At 56.3% G+C, this 14,888-nt stretch carries 14 protein-coding genes; 8 read left to right on the forward strand and 6 right to left on the reverse strand.

Features of this window, described 5'->3' with window-relative positions:
* The first annotated feature begins 122 nt into the window (after nt 1-122).
* Complete coding sequence (gene fecA, locus EE949_RS01150) at nt 123-2,477, forward strand: TonB-dependent Fe(3+) dicitrate receptor FecA (RefSeq protein WP_122662176.1); 2,355 nt, start codon at nt 123-125, stop codon at nt 2,475-2,477.
* Nucleotides 2,478-2,850: 373 nt separating this feature from the next.
* Here fecA and EE949_RS01155 read toward each other — a convergent pair whose 3' ends face one another.
* On the reverse strand, nt 2,851-5,343 hold the full coding sequence (locus EE949_RS01155) for a TonB-dependent siderophore receptor (protein ID WP_122662178.1): 2,493 nt from the start codon (nt 5,341-5,343) through the stop codon (nt 2,851-2,853).
* A 249-nt stretch (nt 5,344-5,592) separates the two neighbouring features.
* Here EE949_RS01155 and EE949_RS01160 point away from each other — a divergent pair, with 249 nt between their 5' ends.
* Complete coding sequence (locus tag EE949_RS01160) at nt 5,593-6,021, forward strand: HPF/RaiA family ribosome-associated protein (protein WP_122662180.1); 429 nt, start codon at nt 5,593-5,595, stop codon at nt 6,019-6,021.
* A 101-nt stretch (nt 6,022-6,122) separates the two neighbouring features.
* On the opposite strand, the gene EE949_RS01165 is transcribed toward EE949_RS01160, so the two are convergent.
* Nucleotides 6,123-7,085 carry a FecR family protein gene (locus tag EE949_RS01165; protein WP_122662182.1) on the reverse strand — a complete coding sequence of 321 codons (963 nt, stop codon included), beginning with the start codon at nt 7,083-7,085 and terminating at the stop codon, nt 6,123-6,125.
* Nucleotides 7,082-7,627 carry a sigma-70 family RNA polymerase sigma factor gene (locus EE949_RS01170; protein ID WP_122662184.1) on the reverse strand — a complete coding sequence of 182 codons (546 nt, stop codon included), beginning with the start codon at nt 7,625-7,627 and terminating at the stop codon, nt 7,082-7,084. The genes EE949_RS01165 and EE949_RS01170 overlap by 4 nt, the downstream gene beginning before the upstream one ends.
* A gap of 167 nt (nt 7,628-7,794) precedes the next feature.
* On the opposite strand from EE949_RS01170, the gene EE949_RS01175 reads away from it, so the two are divergent.
* Nucleotides 7,795-8,130, forward strand: a complete 336-nt coding sequence (locus EE949_RS01175; protein WP_122662186.1) for a DUF3509 domain-containing protein — start codon at nt 7,795-7,797, stop codon at nt 8,128-8,130.
* 237 nt (nt 8,131-8,367) lie between these two features.
* On the opposite strand, the gene EE949_RS01180 is transcribed toward EE949_RS01175, so the two are convergent.
* A complete protein-coding gene (locus EE949_RS01180; RefSeq protein ID WP_122662188.1) occupies nt 8,368-8,817 on the reverse strand; it encodes a phosphate-starvation-inducible protein PsiE in 450 nt (149 codons plus the stop codon).
* Between the two features lie 341 nt (nt 8,818-9,158).
* Here EE949_RS01180 and EE949_RS01185 point away from each other — a divergent pair, with 341 nt between their 5' ends.
* From EE949_RS01185 to EE949_RS01195, 3 genes are all read left to right on the forward strand, one after another.
* Nucleotides 9,159-9,413 carry a YebG family protein gene (locus EE949_RS01185; RefSeq protein WP_095102175.1) on the forward strand — a complete coding sequence of 85 codons (255 nt, stop codon included), beginning with the start codon at nt 9,159-9,161 and terminating at the stop codon, nt 9,411-9,413.
* Between the two features lie 272 nt (nt 9,414-9,685).
* Nucleotides 9,686-10,261, forward strand: a complete 576-nt coding sequence (locus tag EE949_RS01190; protein ID WP_240350557.1) for a sigma-70 family RNA polymerase sigma factor — start codon at nt 9,686-9,688, stop codon at nt 10,259-10,261.
* Entirely contained in the window at nt 10,254-11,186 is a 933-nt protein-coding gene (locus EE949_RS01195) for a FecR family protein (RefSeq protein WP_122662190.1), read from the forward strand. The genes EE949_RS01190 and EE949_RS01195 overlap by 8 nt, the downstream gene beginning before the upstream one ends.
* A 251-nt stretch (nt 11,187-11,437) precedes the next feature.
* Here the strand turns inward: EE949_RS01195 and EE949_RS01200 are convergent, their stop codons facing one another.
* Nucleotides 11,438-12,469 (reverse strand): Leu/Phe/Val dehydrogenase, encoded by a 1,032-nt coding sequence (locus EE949_RS01200; protein ID WP_122662192.1) that lies wholly within the window; start codon nt 12,467-12,469, stop codon nt 11,438-11,440.
* 173 nt (nt 12,470-12,642) lie between these two features.
* Between EE949_RS01200 and EE949_RS01205 the strand changes: the two genes are divergently transcribed.
* Nucleotides 12,643-13,446 (forward strand): SirB1 family protein, encoded by an 804-nt coding sequence (locus tag EE949_RS01205; RefSeq protein ID WP_122662245.1) that lies wholly within the window; start codon nt 12,643-12,645, stop codon nt 13,444-13,446.
* A gap of 349 nt (nt 13,447-13,795) precedes the next feature.
* Here the strand turns inward: EE949_RS01205 and EE949_RS01210 are convergent, their stop codons facing one another.
* Complete coding sequence (locus tag EE949_RS01210) at nt 13,796-14,353, reverse strand: hypothetical protein (RefSeq protein ID WP_122662194.1); 558 nt, start codon at nt 14,351-14,353, stop codon at nt 13,796-13,798.
* 238 nt (nt 14,354-14,591) lie between these two features.
* On the opposite strand from EE949_RS01210, the gene EE949_RS01215 reads away from it, so the two are divergent.
* Nucleotides 14,592-14,813 carry a hypothetical protein gene (locus EE949_RS01215; RefSeq protein ID WP_122662195.1) on the forward strand — a complete coding sequence of 74 codons (222 nt, stop codon included), beginning with the start codon at nt 14,592-14,594 and terminating at the stop codon, nt 14,811-14,813.
* Nucleotides 14,814-14,888 lie beyond the last annotated feature (75 nt).

Consider the following 14,888-nt stretch of genomic DNA (forward strand, 5'->3'; position numbering starts at 1 on the left):
TTCGCGGGCAAGCCTCGCTCCAACAGAGCATTTAATTATTTTTCAAAAACGCTGAGCCGTTTTCGACTCCTCGCGTGACAGACAGGGAAAGCACCTTAATCCTCTCGCCCAAGGACTCCTGTATGTCAGTTCGCCCCAGCCGTTTGTCTCCCCTGTCTCGCTCGTTGCGGCATATCGTATTTGGTGCCGGTCTTTCCCTGTGCAGCGTGCCGCTGGTGCATGCGGCAGAGGCCGACAGCAAGACGTATCACATTGCCCCAAGCCCGCTGGAGAACGCGCTGAATCAGTTCGGTCGTGAAGCAGGCGTGCTGATTTCTTTCGGCTCGCAAGTCACCAGCGGTTTGCAAAGCCGTGGGCTGGAGGGCCAATACACGCCAGAACAGGGTTTGGCAGCGTTACTCGAAGGCACAGGCCTGCAAGCCAATCCCGATGGGCAGGACGGCTTCACCTTGCAGCCAGTGAGCGCGCAGGCCAACGGCCCGGTTGAGCTTGGGGCGTCGACCATCGTCGGTGACTGGCTGGGCGAAGCGCAACAGACTGATGTCTTCGAGCACCCTGGGGCGCGGGACGTGATCCGCCGCGAAGAAATCGAGCGGATGGGCGCCAGCACTGCACGGGAAGTACTCAATCGTATTCCTGGCGTCAACGCCCCGGAAAACAACGGCACCGGTAGCCATGACATGGCGCTGAACTTCGGCATCCGTGGCCTCAATCCACGTCTGGCATCGCGCTCGACGGTATTGATGGACGGCATCCCGGTGCCCTTCGCACCTTATGGTCAGCCGCAACTGTCCTTCGCGCCGATCAGCATGGGCAACATGGATGCGGTGGACGTGGTCCGCGGTGGCGGTGCGGTGCGTTATGGCCCGCAGAACGTCGGCGGGGTCGTCAACTTCGTGACCCGCGCCATCCCCGATGAGCCAACGCTCAAAGGCGGTTTCCAGACCGAAACCAGTCCTTCCTCCAGCCACGACGGCTTCAAGACCACGGGTAACGTGCTGGCGGGTGGCACGGCCGACAATGGTCTGGGAGGTGCGATTCTGTACACCGGCGTGCGTGGCGGCGACTGGCGCGAGCACAGCGATACCCAGATCGACGACTTGATCCTCAAGGGTAAATACCAGATCGACGACGCCAACAGTGTTAACGCCATGGCTCAGTACTACGAAGGCGAAGCGGATATGCCGGGCGGGCTGAACGTCGCCGACTACAAGGAAGATCCCTATCAGTCGACGCGTTTGAAAGACAAGTTCTGGGGCCGTCGTACTATGGTCAACTTCGGTTATCGCTACGAAGAAAATGCGCGGGTTTTCACCGCCAATACCTTCTTCACCAAGACGTTGCGCAGCGGCTACCTGGAGCAAGGAAGCTTCGTTTCACTGTCGCCTCGCGAGTACTGGGTACGTGGCCTGGAGACGCGCTTCTCTCAGGGGTTTGCGTTGGGCGAAAGCTGGCATGAAGTGGGCGTCGGTTATCGCTACATCAACGAAGCCGGGCACGAATTGCGCTATCGCGAAAACACCGTGAACAATGTGTTGCCGACCACCAGCAGCCGTTACGACCGCGATACCCGTGGCGCGACTGAAGCCAATGCAATCTACATTGATGACCGCATCGATATTGGCAAGTGGACCATCACACCGGGCATTCGCTACGAAAGGATCGACACGGCGCAGTCCGATAACTTCAACAACCTCAAATACAAGGGCGACTACAACACCGCCCTGCCCGCTTTGAACGTGCTGTATCACCTGACCGATAGCTGGAACCTGTATGCCAACACCGAGGGTTCATTCGGCAGCGTGCAGTACAGTCAGATGTCCAGTCGCATTGCCGGGGGTGAAGTCAAACCCGAGAAAGCCCGCACCTGGGAATTGGGGACGCGCTACGACAACGGCAACCTGCGTGCAGAGATCGGCGCATTCCTGATCAACTTTGATAACCAGTACGAAACAAATCAGACCGACAGCAGCGTTATTGCCCGTGGCGAAACCCGTCATCAGGGGATCGAGACCAGCGTCAACTATGCGTTGGCCGGACTGAACCCGGCGTTGGCAGGCTTCGATGTGTACGCCACCTATGCCTTTGTCGATGCGACGATTCGCGAAGACGGCCCGAACAAGGGCAACCGCGTACCGTTTGCGTCGAAACACAAAGGCACCCTTGGCGTGGCGTATACCGAAGGCCAGTGGAAGCTGAATCTGGACAGTTCGTACCAGAGCGATCAATTCGCCGACAATGCCAACACCCGCACAGAAACAGCCAACGGCGCTGCAGGCCAGATCCCCGGATATATGTTGTTCAGCACCCGTGCCGCTTACGATTTTGGCCCGCAGCTATCCGACTTGAACATCGCGGTCGGGGTGAAGAACATCTTCAACCACGAGTACTTCACCCGCTCGTTTGACGACAACAACCGAGGCAAATACGTCGGAGAACCACGCACGGTGTATGTGCAGACTTCTGTGGCGTTTTGATACACCGCGTCGCCTGCATCGTCGGAATGCCGCCCAGACCAAGCCTCGCTCCCACAGTGATCGCATTCCCCTGTAGGAGCCGAGCTTGCTCGCGATGAACGATGACGCGGTGTGGCTACTGGCTGCATCGCGGGCAAGCCCGGCTCCCACAATGATCGCATTCCCCTGTAGGAGCCGAGCTTGCTCGCGATGAACGATAACGCGGTGTGGCTACTGGCTGCATCGCGGGCAAGCCCGGCTCCCACAGTGATCGCATTACCCTGTAGGAGCCGAGCTTGCTCGCGATGAACGATAACGCGGTGTGGCTTGTGGCCGCGTCTCATGCATCGTCGGAATGCCGCCCAGACCAAGCCCGGCTCCCACAATGATGGTCTTACCAGCGATACGTCGCACTGGCCTGCACGGTGCGTTGCGAGCCATACCAGCACCAGCCATAACCGCTGCAGGACGCGACGTATTCCTTGTCGGCCAGGTTGGTGACGTTCAGCGCCAGCCGCAGGTTGTCCATCGGGTTGTAGAGGCTTGGAATATCGTAGTGCGCTGATGCGTCGAATAAAGTGTAGCCAGGCACCTTCAGCGAGTTGGCTGTGTCACCCCAGGTCGAGCCGACATAACGCGTGCCACCGCCAACCCCGAAGCCTTTCATCTGGCCATCACGGAAGGTGTAATCAACCCAGGCGGAGGCGGTATGACGGGGAATCGCCACCGACGTCTTGCCCTCAGCCGACTCGACAGGGCCATTGGCGATGCCACTTCCTGGTGACACCCTGACGGTGTTGTTAGATTGGGTAGTCTTGTTATCCAGATACGCATAGGCCGCCGTGATGTCCAGGTTATCACTCAAGCTAGCCTTGCCTTCCAGCTCGAAACCCCGCGACTGCACCTCACCGGATTGCACCTGACACCTTGCACCGTTACACCGAGGCGCTGGATCCGGGTCAGGGGTCAGCACATTGGTTCTACGCAGATCAAAAATCGAGGCGGTAATGAAGCTGTTGCTTCCAGGCGGCTGATACTTGATACCCAATTCGTACTGCGTGCCTTCGGTTGGATCAAACGGTTTGTCACCTAGACCGGTGCCCGATTGCGGCTCAAAGGATTCGGAATAGCTGATGTAGGGCGCCAAGCCGTTATCGAATAGATAGACCAGCCCGAGCCGTCCGGTAAACGCCTCGGCTTCAGTTGAGCTTTTGGTTTTAACTTTGGTGGCGATGTTCTGCGAACTGTTGGTGCTGTCAGCCCAGTCGTAACGGCCACCGGCCAGGAACACCCACTTGTCCCACTTCATCTGCTCTTGCAGATAGAGGCCCTTTTGCTGGCTGCGGCCTGTGGCGTCGGAGACGTAAGGGGGCAGTGTCACGGGGTTGCCATAGACCGGATTGAAGATATCCAGCGATAACGTGTCTGGAAAATTGGACGCCTTGGTATCGGTACTGGTGTTCTGATAATCGGCACCAAACAGTACGGTGTGCTGCAACGGCCCGGTGGCGAATTTCGCCTGAACTTGATTATCAATTGTGTAGGAATCGATGTTCACATCTGTCGCGATGACGCTGCGATCCAAGGTGCGGAAATCGTCCTGCAGCGACTTGTTGTACACGCTGCGATAGAGCCCCTCGCTGCGCATGTACCGAGTGTTCTGACGGATCGTCCAGACATCATTCAGATGATGCTCGAACAGATATCCAAGCGCGTAATAATTACGGTCGCTTTTCTCGAAATCCTTCTCGCCATCATAAAAATCGACGTCAATGTCCCGACCTGTCGGGCTTCTCAACACCGACCCAAACGCAGGAACGGCCCCATACGACGCCCCCTTCGGATCAGCCTGATAATTGGCCAGCAGCGTCAGCGAAGTATCCTCACTCGGACGCCAGGTAAACGCACCGGCGATGGACTGGCGACGGGTTTCAGTGTGCTCGACCTGCCCGTCGGCATCGTCGTACAAACCGGAAAGACGATACGAATAAACCCCTTGATCATCGATCGGCCCCCCGAAATCGAAGGTCGTACGTTTTTTGTTGAAGGTGCCGTAGGTCAAGCCGATTTCATGAAACGGTGTCTCGGTCGGCAGTTTGCTGACCATGTTCACTACACCGCTAGGGCTGGCCTGCCCGTACAGCACTGAAGATGGGCCACGCAGAACTTCAACGCGCTCAAGGTCGAAGGCGTCTTTCTGCGGGGAAGCATCGCGGCTGCCCGGCATGCGCAAACCGTCCAGGTAAGTCGCGGGCGAGAAGCCTCGGATACTCAATTGGTCCAGGCGTGAAGCAGTCGCACCGCGCGTTTCGGGCACAACCGCTGCCGTGTAGCGCAGGATCTGGTTCAGGCTCTGGGCGCCTTGCGCAGTCATCTGGTCCTTGGTCACCACCGAAATCGATTGCGGGGTTTCAATCAACGCCGTGTCGGTCTTGGTCCCGGTACGACCACGGGTAGCCACGTAACCAGACACCGGCCCCGAGGCCGTTTCGCCCCGCCAGGCCCCCTGGATATCTGTAGCGCCCAGCTCCATTGCACCCGCAACCGACTCGGGCGCAGCCTCGATGCGATAGCGACTGGACGACAACGCCGTGGCCCGCAAACCACTGCCGGCAAGCACACGCGCCAGCGCGACTTGGGTATCGAATTCACCCTGCAGGCCAGCGCTGTGCTTGCCCCGGGTCAGCGCCGGGTCGAAGGCTAGTACCAGATTCGCCTGCTCGGCCAGGCTATTGAGCGCCTGGCTTAAATCACCGGCCGGTATCGAGAAATTTCGTACGGAGGCCTGCGAGGCCGAAACGGTTTCAGCAGCATGGAGCGGCGCAATGGCAAACGCCATGACGACGGCCAAAGCCAGTGGTTGCAGAGAATGGACAGCGCGTGACATGGACAATCCTTGGCATGGAAGTTAGGTACTCCTAGCCATGACGCACACCGGCGAAAAACAGACAGTGAATGAGATGGATTTTCATTCAAATAATCGGGACTTATTTTTTTGCCGCGAAATATTTCTTTCACGCCGGGGTTGAATTGTTCCTCGATAAGCGCCAACACTGTGATTGAGGCCAGACAAAATGAACCTCCTGAAAAGGAGCTCGTCCGATCTCACAAGAGCAAGCCTTAGAAGGGAACAACTATGCAAATCCAGGTCAATTGCGATAACCACATCGAAAGCAGTATCCGACTGGAGGAGTGGGTCCGTACCACTGTAGAAAGCACGCTCGAACGTTACGAAGAGGATCTGACTCGCATTGAAGTCCACATCCGCGATGAAAACGGCGACAAACCGGGCCCGCATGACATGCGCTGCCAGATGGAAGCCCGACCAAAGGGTCACCAGCCTATCTCGGTAACCCACAAGGCAGACACCCTGGATCAGGCAGTGGATGGTGCCGCAGTCAAACTTGATCATGCTCTTGAACATCTATTCGGCAAGTTGCGCAAAAAACGCGCAGGTGCCCCAATCGTTGACGACACAACGATTGAATCGGAAAACCCCGACGCTCTGTTGCAGGAAGAGTTTCTGGAAAAGGAACAGGAAAAAAGCGTTGCTCAACTGGGTTGAACCACGCTGAACTCAGTTGATTGACTATATGTTGAACAAAGGGCGGGCCTGAAAAACAGGCCCGCCCTTTTTCGTTCCAGCGCCTGAAGCATGTGCCACGCTTAATTGGCTGGCTTTATCCTGACGAACAGCGGGGTAAAGCGCTCAACCTTGATGGGCAGGTTGTCAGCCAGCGTGGCAAGGGCCGCATCGGTATCGTCCAGACGGAACACGCCGGAAACCCGAATCCCTTGCAGCGCCTGCTCATCGAACTGCAAGACGCCACGCCGGTAGGCTCCGAGCGCTTGCAGCACTTCGCCGAGTGGTCGGTCATCCGCTTTGAGCAAGCCACGAGTCCAGGCAGCCGGGTCATCGTTACCCATCGCGTCAGGTGCCTGTACAACGCCATCCTTGAGCGTGGCTCGCTGGCCCGTGTTAACCCGAACGTCAGTCAAACGATCAGCATTGGCGGCAACTGCCGATTCAAGCACGCTGACCTGAACCGAACCGTCCTGCCCTTTACGCACCACAAAGCGCGTCCCCAGCGCCGTTATGGTGCCTTGACTGGTCTTGACCACGAACGGCCGCTGCGGATCTTTTGCCACCTGCACCCACATTTCGCCGCGATACAGCTCAATCACACGCCGCCGTTCGTCGAATTCCACGTCCAGCGCAGAGCCGCTATTGAGCTTCAACTCGCTACCGTCGGTCAGCAATATGTCTCGCCTCTGTCCGGTATCTGTGCGCTCATCGGCCAGCCATACCGGCGCCTCATTAACACTCAACCAGCCAAAAAACAGCACGCCCAACAAGGCAATAGCTTGCAACGGGCGCGGCGAAATCCTGCTTTTTGCGGGAGGAAAAACCTTGCCCAATGCCTTTCTGGCGGGCTTGGCTGGCAACTTTTCGAAACTGCCCATCACCGCCTGCATGCGGGTGACGGCCAGTGCGTGCCTTGGATCGGCGTGGCGCCAGGCGTTGAATGCCTGCCGATCAGCGTTGCTGACGGCGTCATCATGCAGCAACGCCAGCCAATGCGCGGCCTGCCCGATCATCGACTCCGACGGTTCGTGCTCCGCGTTCATGACAAGTGGCCCGAACCGTGCAGAGTTTTATAGCAATGCACTAACACGCTGGCCATGTACTGCTTGACCATGCTGGCGGACACACCCAACACCGTGGCGATTTCGTTGTAACTCAAGCCGTCCAGACGGTTGAGCAAAAACGCTTCACGTGGCTTGGCGGGCAGCCCTTCCAACATCCGGGAGATTTTTTCGAGTATCTGCAATGCGCTGTGAATCGCTTCGGGGCTGGGAATATTGGCTTCGTCAGCACCCAGCGCGAGGGCGTCCAGGTAAGCCTGTTCGATCTTGCGACGTCGGGCACCATCGATGAGCAGACGCGTGGCAGTGGTCGTCAAAAATGCACGAGGCTCTTTGAGGTTCTGCGGCTCGGCAAGCGTCAACACACGGATGAAAGCGTCATGGGCAAGATCGGCCGCTCGCTGCGAGCAACCCAGTTTTTTACGCAGCCATCCATGCAACCAGGAATGGTGGTCGCTGTAGAGCTCAGTAAATTGCCGATGACGATGGATCAAGTCGTCATCGGATGCAGGAATGTCGCGCATGCGGCAATGCTTCTTAAACACGAAAAATTATCATTAACGCGAAAGATGCCATCATTCTGTAACAACGGCAAGCGCAGGATCTTTTTCAGATTAATCACTTAATTGTCGAGAACTAAAGGGACAAACCCCCAGTCAATTTATGCAGACCCAACTGGCAGGTACCGAAAATGGATAATCCTTTTCAGCAGATTACCGATGCTTTCCATCCTGACTATCGGGTGAACCTGAGCATTCAAGGCCTCGACGGCAGCATCATGCTGACGTTGTCCAACGAGACTGGCGTGGTCGCCAAACGCTTGATCAGCGCCGCCCAGCGCAATGATCCCAAGCGCTTGCAACGGCTGATAGAAAGCGTGCAATTCGGCATCGCGATCGAAGAAGGTCACAGCGCAATCAAGATTCTGGCGGCGATGACCGACGGCGACGTGAAACGCCTCGCGCCCCCGCCCTCGAAGCTAGCCAACCTGATGGCCACCCGCCCGACCGTGTCGGTGGGGATTTGATGCCGAGTCACCGCGGTTTCGATGGCGGCGACCTTCACTTCAACAGAGCTTAAGGCCCTACTGTCGAGACCCGCCAGCGGGCCTGAATAATCTCGTACTTTTCTATAGAACCCTGTGGGAGCGAATTTATTCGCGAGGGGGTCTTCTCATACGACACACCTCTTTAGCCTGCTCTGGCCCAATCGCGAATGAATTCGCTCCCACCGTAGAGTCATCGATACACACCCCACCGAATGCTCAGCTTTCCGTCTTTTCCTTCACCGACGGAAAGCGTGACGAAGCAAATCGCACCACCAGAATCGCAAACGCCAGCAGCAGAATCCCGCCACACAAGTAGATGATCCCCAGATCCGGCGGAGCATGGTGGGAAACATCGCTGATCAACAACCGCGTCAGCGCCGTGATTGCCACGTAGATCAAGAACCTGATGGGCATGTGGTTGGTCTTGAAATAGATACCTACCATCGCCCCGAGTTCGAGGTAGATAAATAGCAGCAGAATGTCATCAACGCTGACGCTGCCTTTGCCGATCATCTCTATGAAGGCCAGAATTGCGCCGTATGCGGTGATCGCCCCAATCCCGAAAAGAGCCAGGTAATGGAAAGCCTCTACGCACAGATTGCCAAGCGAATCCGCTTGATCGTGCAGGGTCTTGCGTAGCTTTTCAGCCCATTTCAGTTCTGACATCTCTAACTCATCCTGTACAAAAATTGAGCAACACTACCAGGTCAACATAATGCCGCTTTGTGCGTGAAGCATTGCCGCGCGTGATTCTCAAGCAGGAACGAGGCCATTTGCCAGACTTAAGAGCGCGGCGGGTTGTCGCAAGGCACACAAGAAGAGTAAAAAAGATGCGGGTTAGCCACTATTCAATCCAGAGCGATTGGCTTATGCTTTGCACTGTATAAACAACCAGTGGTATTTTCACCAATTATGCAGCAGCGCAGATCGGCTGATTCATTTGCTCTGCTTCACACGCACACCGGGGGCGTTCCCCTCCAATACTGCACCTGATTACGAGGCCTGACATGGCTGTTGAAACCCTATATCGCAGTACCCGCGACTTGGAGACTACATTCGTGGATCGTAAACTCGCCGATGCACACGACCAGATGCTCGAACTGGCAGAGTCGCTGACCGAGATTCTGATGAAGAACGTGCCGGGCCTCACCGAAAAACAAGCTGAAGACACCAGCATCTTCATGGCCAAGAACCGTGTCGTCTTTGCCGCTGCGTTCAAGAACAACGCAGGCGCACTGGCTGAGTTGGGTCAGGAAGGCTGATCAGCGTGCAGCAAACACTGGATCTGTAGGAGCTGCCGAAGGCTGCGATAGCGGTATGTCAGGATAAATGCTTCGCAGCCTCCGGCAGCTCCTACAGAAAGCGCATTTCAATTAGTGATTTGCATTGTTTGATAAGCGCTCACGAGTAATGCCAGGTAGCGATAGCGGTTTCTCTAAAAGACTTTGTTCGATTAGATGGCGCGTCAACATCAAAGCAATTGAGAAGCAGTCTCATTCATGCTAGCCTCGCCAACACATTATTGGTGGCTGCCATGGGCGGCGAACTTTGCTTTTCAGAGCGTTTTGCCGTGCCCGATCAAGCCGCCAGGCTTAGCCTCTATCTCGCCCATCGTCCTGCGCTGATCAACTATGCCAAAGGCGTGTTGGGTGATCGCGCGAGCGCCGAGGATGTGGTGCAGGATGCCTTCCTGCGTTTCAGCGAGCCCACCAGCACAGCACTGGAACAGCCAGCGGCTTATCTCTATCGCATTGTGCGCAATCTGGCTCTGGATGCCATGCGCCGACAGAATAGTGAAAGTCGTCAGCAACAAAGCCCGCCACAATGGATGCAACCCGGGCAACTGCACTCCCCCGAGCAACAGTTTTTGCACCAGGCTGATATCAGTCGGGTTGCTGAGACCTTTGCTGACTTGCCCGAACAAATGCGCATCGCCGTCGAGATGCACCGGCTGGGTGGTTATACTCTGCAGCAAATCGCCAGCCACCTGAACATCTCGCTGTCCATGACCCACCGTCTGGTGCGTGACGCTGTGGTTCAGTTGGCCTCCAGTATCGAAGTTGAACCGTCAGCGCAGATGGCTCAACGCAAGGAGCGCCCACGTGCATGAGTTGACGCCTTCCACAGCCAGCCTGGAACAGGCCAGTGACTGGTTACTGGATCTGCAGGCTGAGCCCGAGCGCTTCGAGGAGTTCGATAACTGGCTGAACGCCAGCCCGGAGCACCTTACCGCCTGGGCTCAAGTCAATCGCGCCTGGTCAGCCATCGAGCAGCCTTCTACCACTGCACACTGGCCGAAACCAACCGAGGTCACGCGACTCAAACCGTCACGCCGCAACCGGTCGATGCTTGCGGCCGCCTGTGTCTGTTTCATCGCGCTGGGCGCCGCATGGCTGAACAATCCGGACTGGCAGGCGGACTATCACACCGGTACAGGCGAAACCCGTGTCGTGCAATTGGCGGATGGCAGCCAGTTGACGCTGGCTGCGCGCAGTGCAGTGGATGTGAACTACAGCGGTGACACCCGACGGATCACCTTGCGCAGCGGCGAAGCGCTGTTTGATGTGGTGCATGACGCAAAACGGCCGTTTCAGGTCGATGCCGATAACGTAGTCATCCGGGTGCTGGGCACCTCGTTCGATGTTGCACGCAGTGATGCCGGCATTAAAGTCGAGGTCCGGGAAGGTGCCGTCGGGGTCAACTCCAGGGGCACACCATACCGCCTTGGCGCAGGTCAACGACTGTGGCTTGATGGCGCCCAAGGTAGCGCTCAGCAACGCACAATCGCCCCCGACGAAGTGGCCACCTGGGTCAGCGGCCAGCAGTTTTTCGAGAACGCCACGGTGCTCGAAGTCGTTGAGCAATTACGCAAATATCAGCGTGGCTGGATAGTGATCGGCGACGACGCGCTGGGGCAGAAGCGTGTAACCGGGCTTTATGATTTGCGCGATACGCAGCGGGCGCTGCAGGCTTTATCAAAACCGGTTGGCGCGCAAGTTAAACAGTATTCGCCGTTGCTTACGGTGTTGAAGTAGGCCTTACGATCATCCCTCGCACAGTAACGTGGGCCCGAATTTATCCGGGGAGGCGGTATAGCTAACGATGCAAATTGTTGAATGTACAGTCACCTTACCGGTGTTCACGGCGCCTTGATGTAGCGCTGCAAACACTGAACCTGTAGGAGCTGCCGAAGGCTGCGATGGCGGCGTGTCAGCACTGAATGCTTCGCAGCCTTCGGCAGCGCCTACAGAAATGCGCATGAGGGCCATGCTTCGTGGCATACAAATCAGACTCCCTCCCCCACCTTCAACAACTGTTCAGCCAACATGTCTGCCACGCGCGCGGGTGAACGCTTTTCTGCCTGAGCGTGCGCGTACACTTCAGTCAGTCGTTGGCCAATGCGCGAAAGATGTCCCGTGATGGTGCCGGGACTTTCTCCGGTGTGCTGCAGGGCAACGTAAATGAGCCCGCCAGAATTGATCACGTAATCGGGAGCATAAAGAATGCCGCGCGCTTCCAGTTGATCAGCCACCTGCAAACTGCTGAGCTGGTTGCTGGCCCCGCCAGCCACGGCGGCACAGCGCAGTTGGGCTACCGTCTGACTGTTGAGCACACTGCCGATCCCACAGGGCGCGAGAATATCGCACGGTGTGCTGAGCAACGCTTCACACGCAATCGGATGAGCGCCGAACTGCTCCATGGCCAGTTGCACACGCCCTTGGTCAAGATCGCTGACCAACAGGTCGGCACCGGCAGCATGCAGTTGCTCAGCCAGCGCATAGCCCACATTGCCCAAGCCCTGTATCGCCACGCGCAAACCTTCAAGGTTATCGCTCCCCAACCGGGCCATCGCCGTGGTTCGAATCCCGGCATAAACGCCCATAGCCGTGTGCGATGAAGGATCACCTGATTCGCTGGTGCTGGTGACGTGTCGGGTATGCAGCGCGATGCAGTCCATATCGGCGCTGGAGGTGCCACTGTCCAAGGCTGTGATATAGCGCCCGTTGAGACTTTCGATAAAACGCCCGAACGCTTCAAACAAAGCCGCACGGCTTGGGAGGTGCGCAGGCCGCATGATGACCGCTTTTCCACCCCCTAACGGCAAGCCGGCAAGCACGGCTTTGTAGCTCATGGTTCTGGCCAGGCGGATAGCATCCTCGATCGCACTCTCTTCATCCGGATAGGAGAGATAGCGACAGCCCCCCATCGCCGGCCCCCGCCGACAATTATCAATCGCGATCACTGCCTTGAGGCCGGTTTCCCGGTCGACGACCAGATGCAGCGACTCGACGCGTGATGTATGCATGAGTGCGAACATCAACGGTGCTCCGGTATGTTTTTTCTAAAGCGAGTATAGGCGCTGCGAAAAAAAATGATGGACCGCTCGGGACATAGCCCGGAAACACTGTGGCAGCCCTATTTGTAGCTGGACGAATGGCACCAGTGGGTCTAAAACAGGTCATGACTGCCAAGGTCTGCTCGGAGAGCTACATGACACCACGTCAACACTGCCTGGCCTGCCTGCAACAAGAACCGTGCGATGTTTTCCAAGCCGCGCTGTGGATATCCGCCGAGCATGATCAGCCGTTCACACCCGAACTGATACAAGGTCTCATGGATGATCTGTTGCGCCAGACAAGGGCAGCTCTACCGGCTTTACCCGTACCCGAACTGGCACAGCCATTACTGCGGCAACTCAATACGCTGGGCTTCGCTCAGGACGACTGGAACCCGCCAAAGCCCCAGTCAGCACTGCTGCATAAAGTTGTGGAACGGCGTCGAGGTCAGCCGTTAGGCCTGGCGTTAGTCGCCATGGAGTTGGCCAGGCGTCTGGACATCCAACTTGAAGGCGTGAACTTCCCCGGTCACTTTCTGGTGCGTGTCCCGGGTGCTGACCACCTGCTGGACCCCTGCGGCGGGCGCAGGCTATACCCCAAGGACTGTCGTGAGCTGTTGGCCCGGCAATTCGGGCCTGAGATGCAATTGCGCGCCGAACACATGACGCGAGCAACCCCTATCAATATTCTGCAACGCATGTCACGCAACCTGCGCCATCTGCATCAAATCAACGATGACTTTCTCGCCGCCCTCAAGGACGCCAATCGAGTGATGGAACTGGGCCCGGCAACCACCGCTGATTATCTGGCCCGCGCCAGCCTGTACCGAAGTCTGGAATGCCCGCAGGCCGAGCGTTACGACCTGGAGCACGCGTTGATGCTGAGTGACGACGCGGTTCAGCGCTTACGACTCACCGAACGGCTGGGCCAGTTACCTCACGGTCGGGCTATTCATTAGGAAAATCCGGGATGTGATTTGCGCATAGCCAAGCGCGGAGTCCTCAACCCTAAGCCTGTGCACGTCACGAACCCTGTCATTTGTAATAAGGGTCAGCAGCTTTAATGCCTGCTGGGGGGTTCTCGTCAGTACAGAAAAGAACGTGCCTATAGCGGGTTGGCTCTTATAAGTGACCCGGTTGTAATAAGAGGTATCCATCCCCGACAATTACGCTTGCTGTAACACTCCATCTCGCAAACCCCTCTTTTTCTGCGATCTGCCAATCACTATCATCCCGGCCACGTTGATTTTGAAGCTCCTGGATCTGCGTATTATTTAGCCGCTGCCGTGCAGCGGCTTTTTTTTGCCATCACATAATGGGCTTCAGTGGTTTTTGTTTGGGGATGTCACCATTAGCCTCCATGCGTTTGCGCGCGATGCTGTCGAAGCCTTCTCCCGAGGCGCCAAAGTGTTGCAGACACTTGAGAACATGCACCGCTCTTATGTAATCGGGTAGCAACATCTTTGCGTACCGATCGCCCGTATAAGACCTGGTTTTCATCTCATCGATTTGCCTCGCAAAAAACTCCAGCGAGTTCATCTCGTCATCGGGCTTCACGGCCTTGCCATATTTATCAAACTCAACCGCTGCTCTCCCGAGCAAGTCGGCAGTCAGGTTATCAATCAATCCATAGGAATAAAGTGTCTTGCCTACCTTGGCGAGATTCGTCGGGCTTATTTTCTCGGGATTGAAGTCCTTGAACAGCGGCTTCAACTGACCTATGCCCATTCTTGTCGTGTTTAGCGCGGTACCATTCTCGCCAATTTCATTCAGCATGCGCGTGACATCGACAGGCCGATCAGCGACTGGCTTCCGGGTAAATACTTCTTTGATTGTGAAGGGCGCGAGGTCTCCCCAAATTTTCATGATCAATGCTCCTGCAATAAAGTTCCTGTGCCAACCTAACTATCGGGGCCAGCACTACAAACTTTATGGGCAACAGAAGCATTCTAAAAAATCAAGACAGGGGCTACGCAACGAATAGAAAGCGCCTACAAAACTCAAAGATCCGGCCCTACAAGGAAGTGTATTTAAACGAAGTATCCGAATACGCAAAGCCCCCTGCGCTGTCACAGAAAAAACTTTAAATCACAGGAGTCATGTTATGAAAAACAAACTATTGAAGTTGATAATGCTTGCCACCCTGCTACCACTGGCTGGCACTTCACTTGCTCAGGAGTGGCAGCCCCAACCCGCCTCAAACCTGTGCTTCAGGAATAGCCTGAATCTCTCGCCCGGCACCGCTGCGGCGGGGGAGTACAAGGTGATCCATGGAATGTATTTTCTTGATTTAAAACAGTCAACGCCCACAATTTTTTGCGAATAATTAGACGAGGCCTACATATTGAACGGTGACAATCCTACAAATAAAGCCGGTCACACAAAGGTGCCCGGCTTTAAT

The organism is Pseudomonas viridiflava (genome assembly GCF_900602065.1).
GTDB lineage: Bacteria > Pseudomonadota > Gammaproteobacteria > Pseudomonadales > Pseudomonadaceae > Aquipseudomonas.

Excerpts from the sequence above, each read along its gene's own strand:
- EE949_RS01170 (WP_122662184.1), bottom strand. The coding sequence starts at position 7,627 with ATGCGCGACATTCCTGCATCCGATGACGACTTGATCCATCGTCATCGG.
- EE949_RS01165 (WP_122662182.1), bottom strand. The coding sequence starts at position 7,085 with ATGAACGCGGAGCACGAACCGTCGGAGTCGATGATCGGGCAGGCCGCG.
- EE949_RS01210 (WP_122662194.1), bottom strand. The coding sequence starts at position 14,353 with ATGAAAATTTGGGGAGACCTCGCGCCCTTCACAATCAAAGAAGTATTT.
- EE949_RS01215 (WP_122662195.1), top strand. The coding sequence starts at position 14,592 with ATGAAAAACAAACTATTGAAGTTGATAATGCTTGCCACCCTGCTACCA.
- EE949_RS01155 (WP_122662178.1), bottom strand. The coding sequence starts at position 5,343 with ATGTCACGCGCTGTCCATTCTCTGCAACCACTGGCTTTGGCCGTCGTC.
- EE949_RS01205 (WP_122662245.1), top strand. The coding sequence starts at position 12,643 with ATGACACCACGTCAACACTGCCTGGCCTGCCTGCAACAAGAACCGTGC.
- EE949_RS01200 (WP_122662192.1), bottom strand. The coding sequence starts at position 12,469 with ATGTTCGCACTCATGCATACATCACGCGTCGAGTCGCTGCATCTGGTC.
- EE949_RS01190 (WP_240350557.1), top strand. The coding sequence starts at position 9,686 with ATGGGCGGCGAACTTTGCTTTTCAGAGCGTTTTGCCGTGCCCGATCAA.
- EE949_RS01175 (WP_122662186.1), top strand. The coding sequence starts at position 7,795 with ATGGATAATCCTTTTCAGCAGATTACCGATGCTTTCCATCCTGACTAT.
- EE949_RS01160 (WP_122662180.1), top strand. The coding sequence starts at position 5,593 with ATGCAAATCCAGGTCAATTGCGATAACCACATCGAAAGCAGTATCCGA.
- fecA (WP_122662176.1), top strand. The coding sequence starts at position 123 with ATGTCAGTTCGCCCCAGCCGTTTGTCTCCCCTGTCTCGCTCGTTGCGG.
- EE949_RS01180 (WP_122662188.1), bottom strand. The coding sequence starts at position 8,817 with ATGTCAGAACTGAAATGGGCTGAAAAGCTACGCAAGACCCTGCACGAT.
- EE949_RS01185 (WP_095102175.1), top strand. The coding sequence starts at position 9,159 with ATGGCTGTTGAAACCCTATATCGCAGTACCCGCGACTTGGAGACTACA.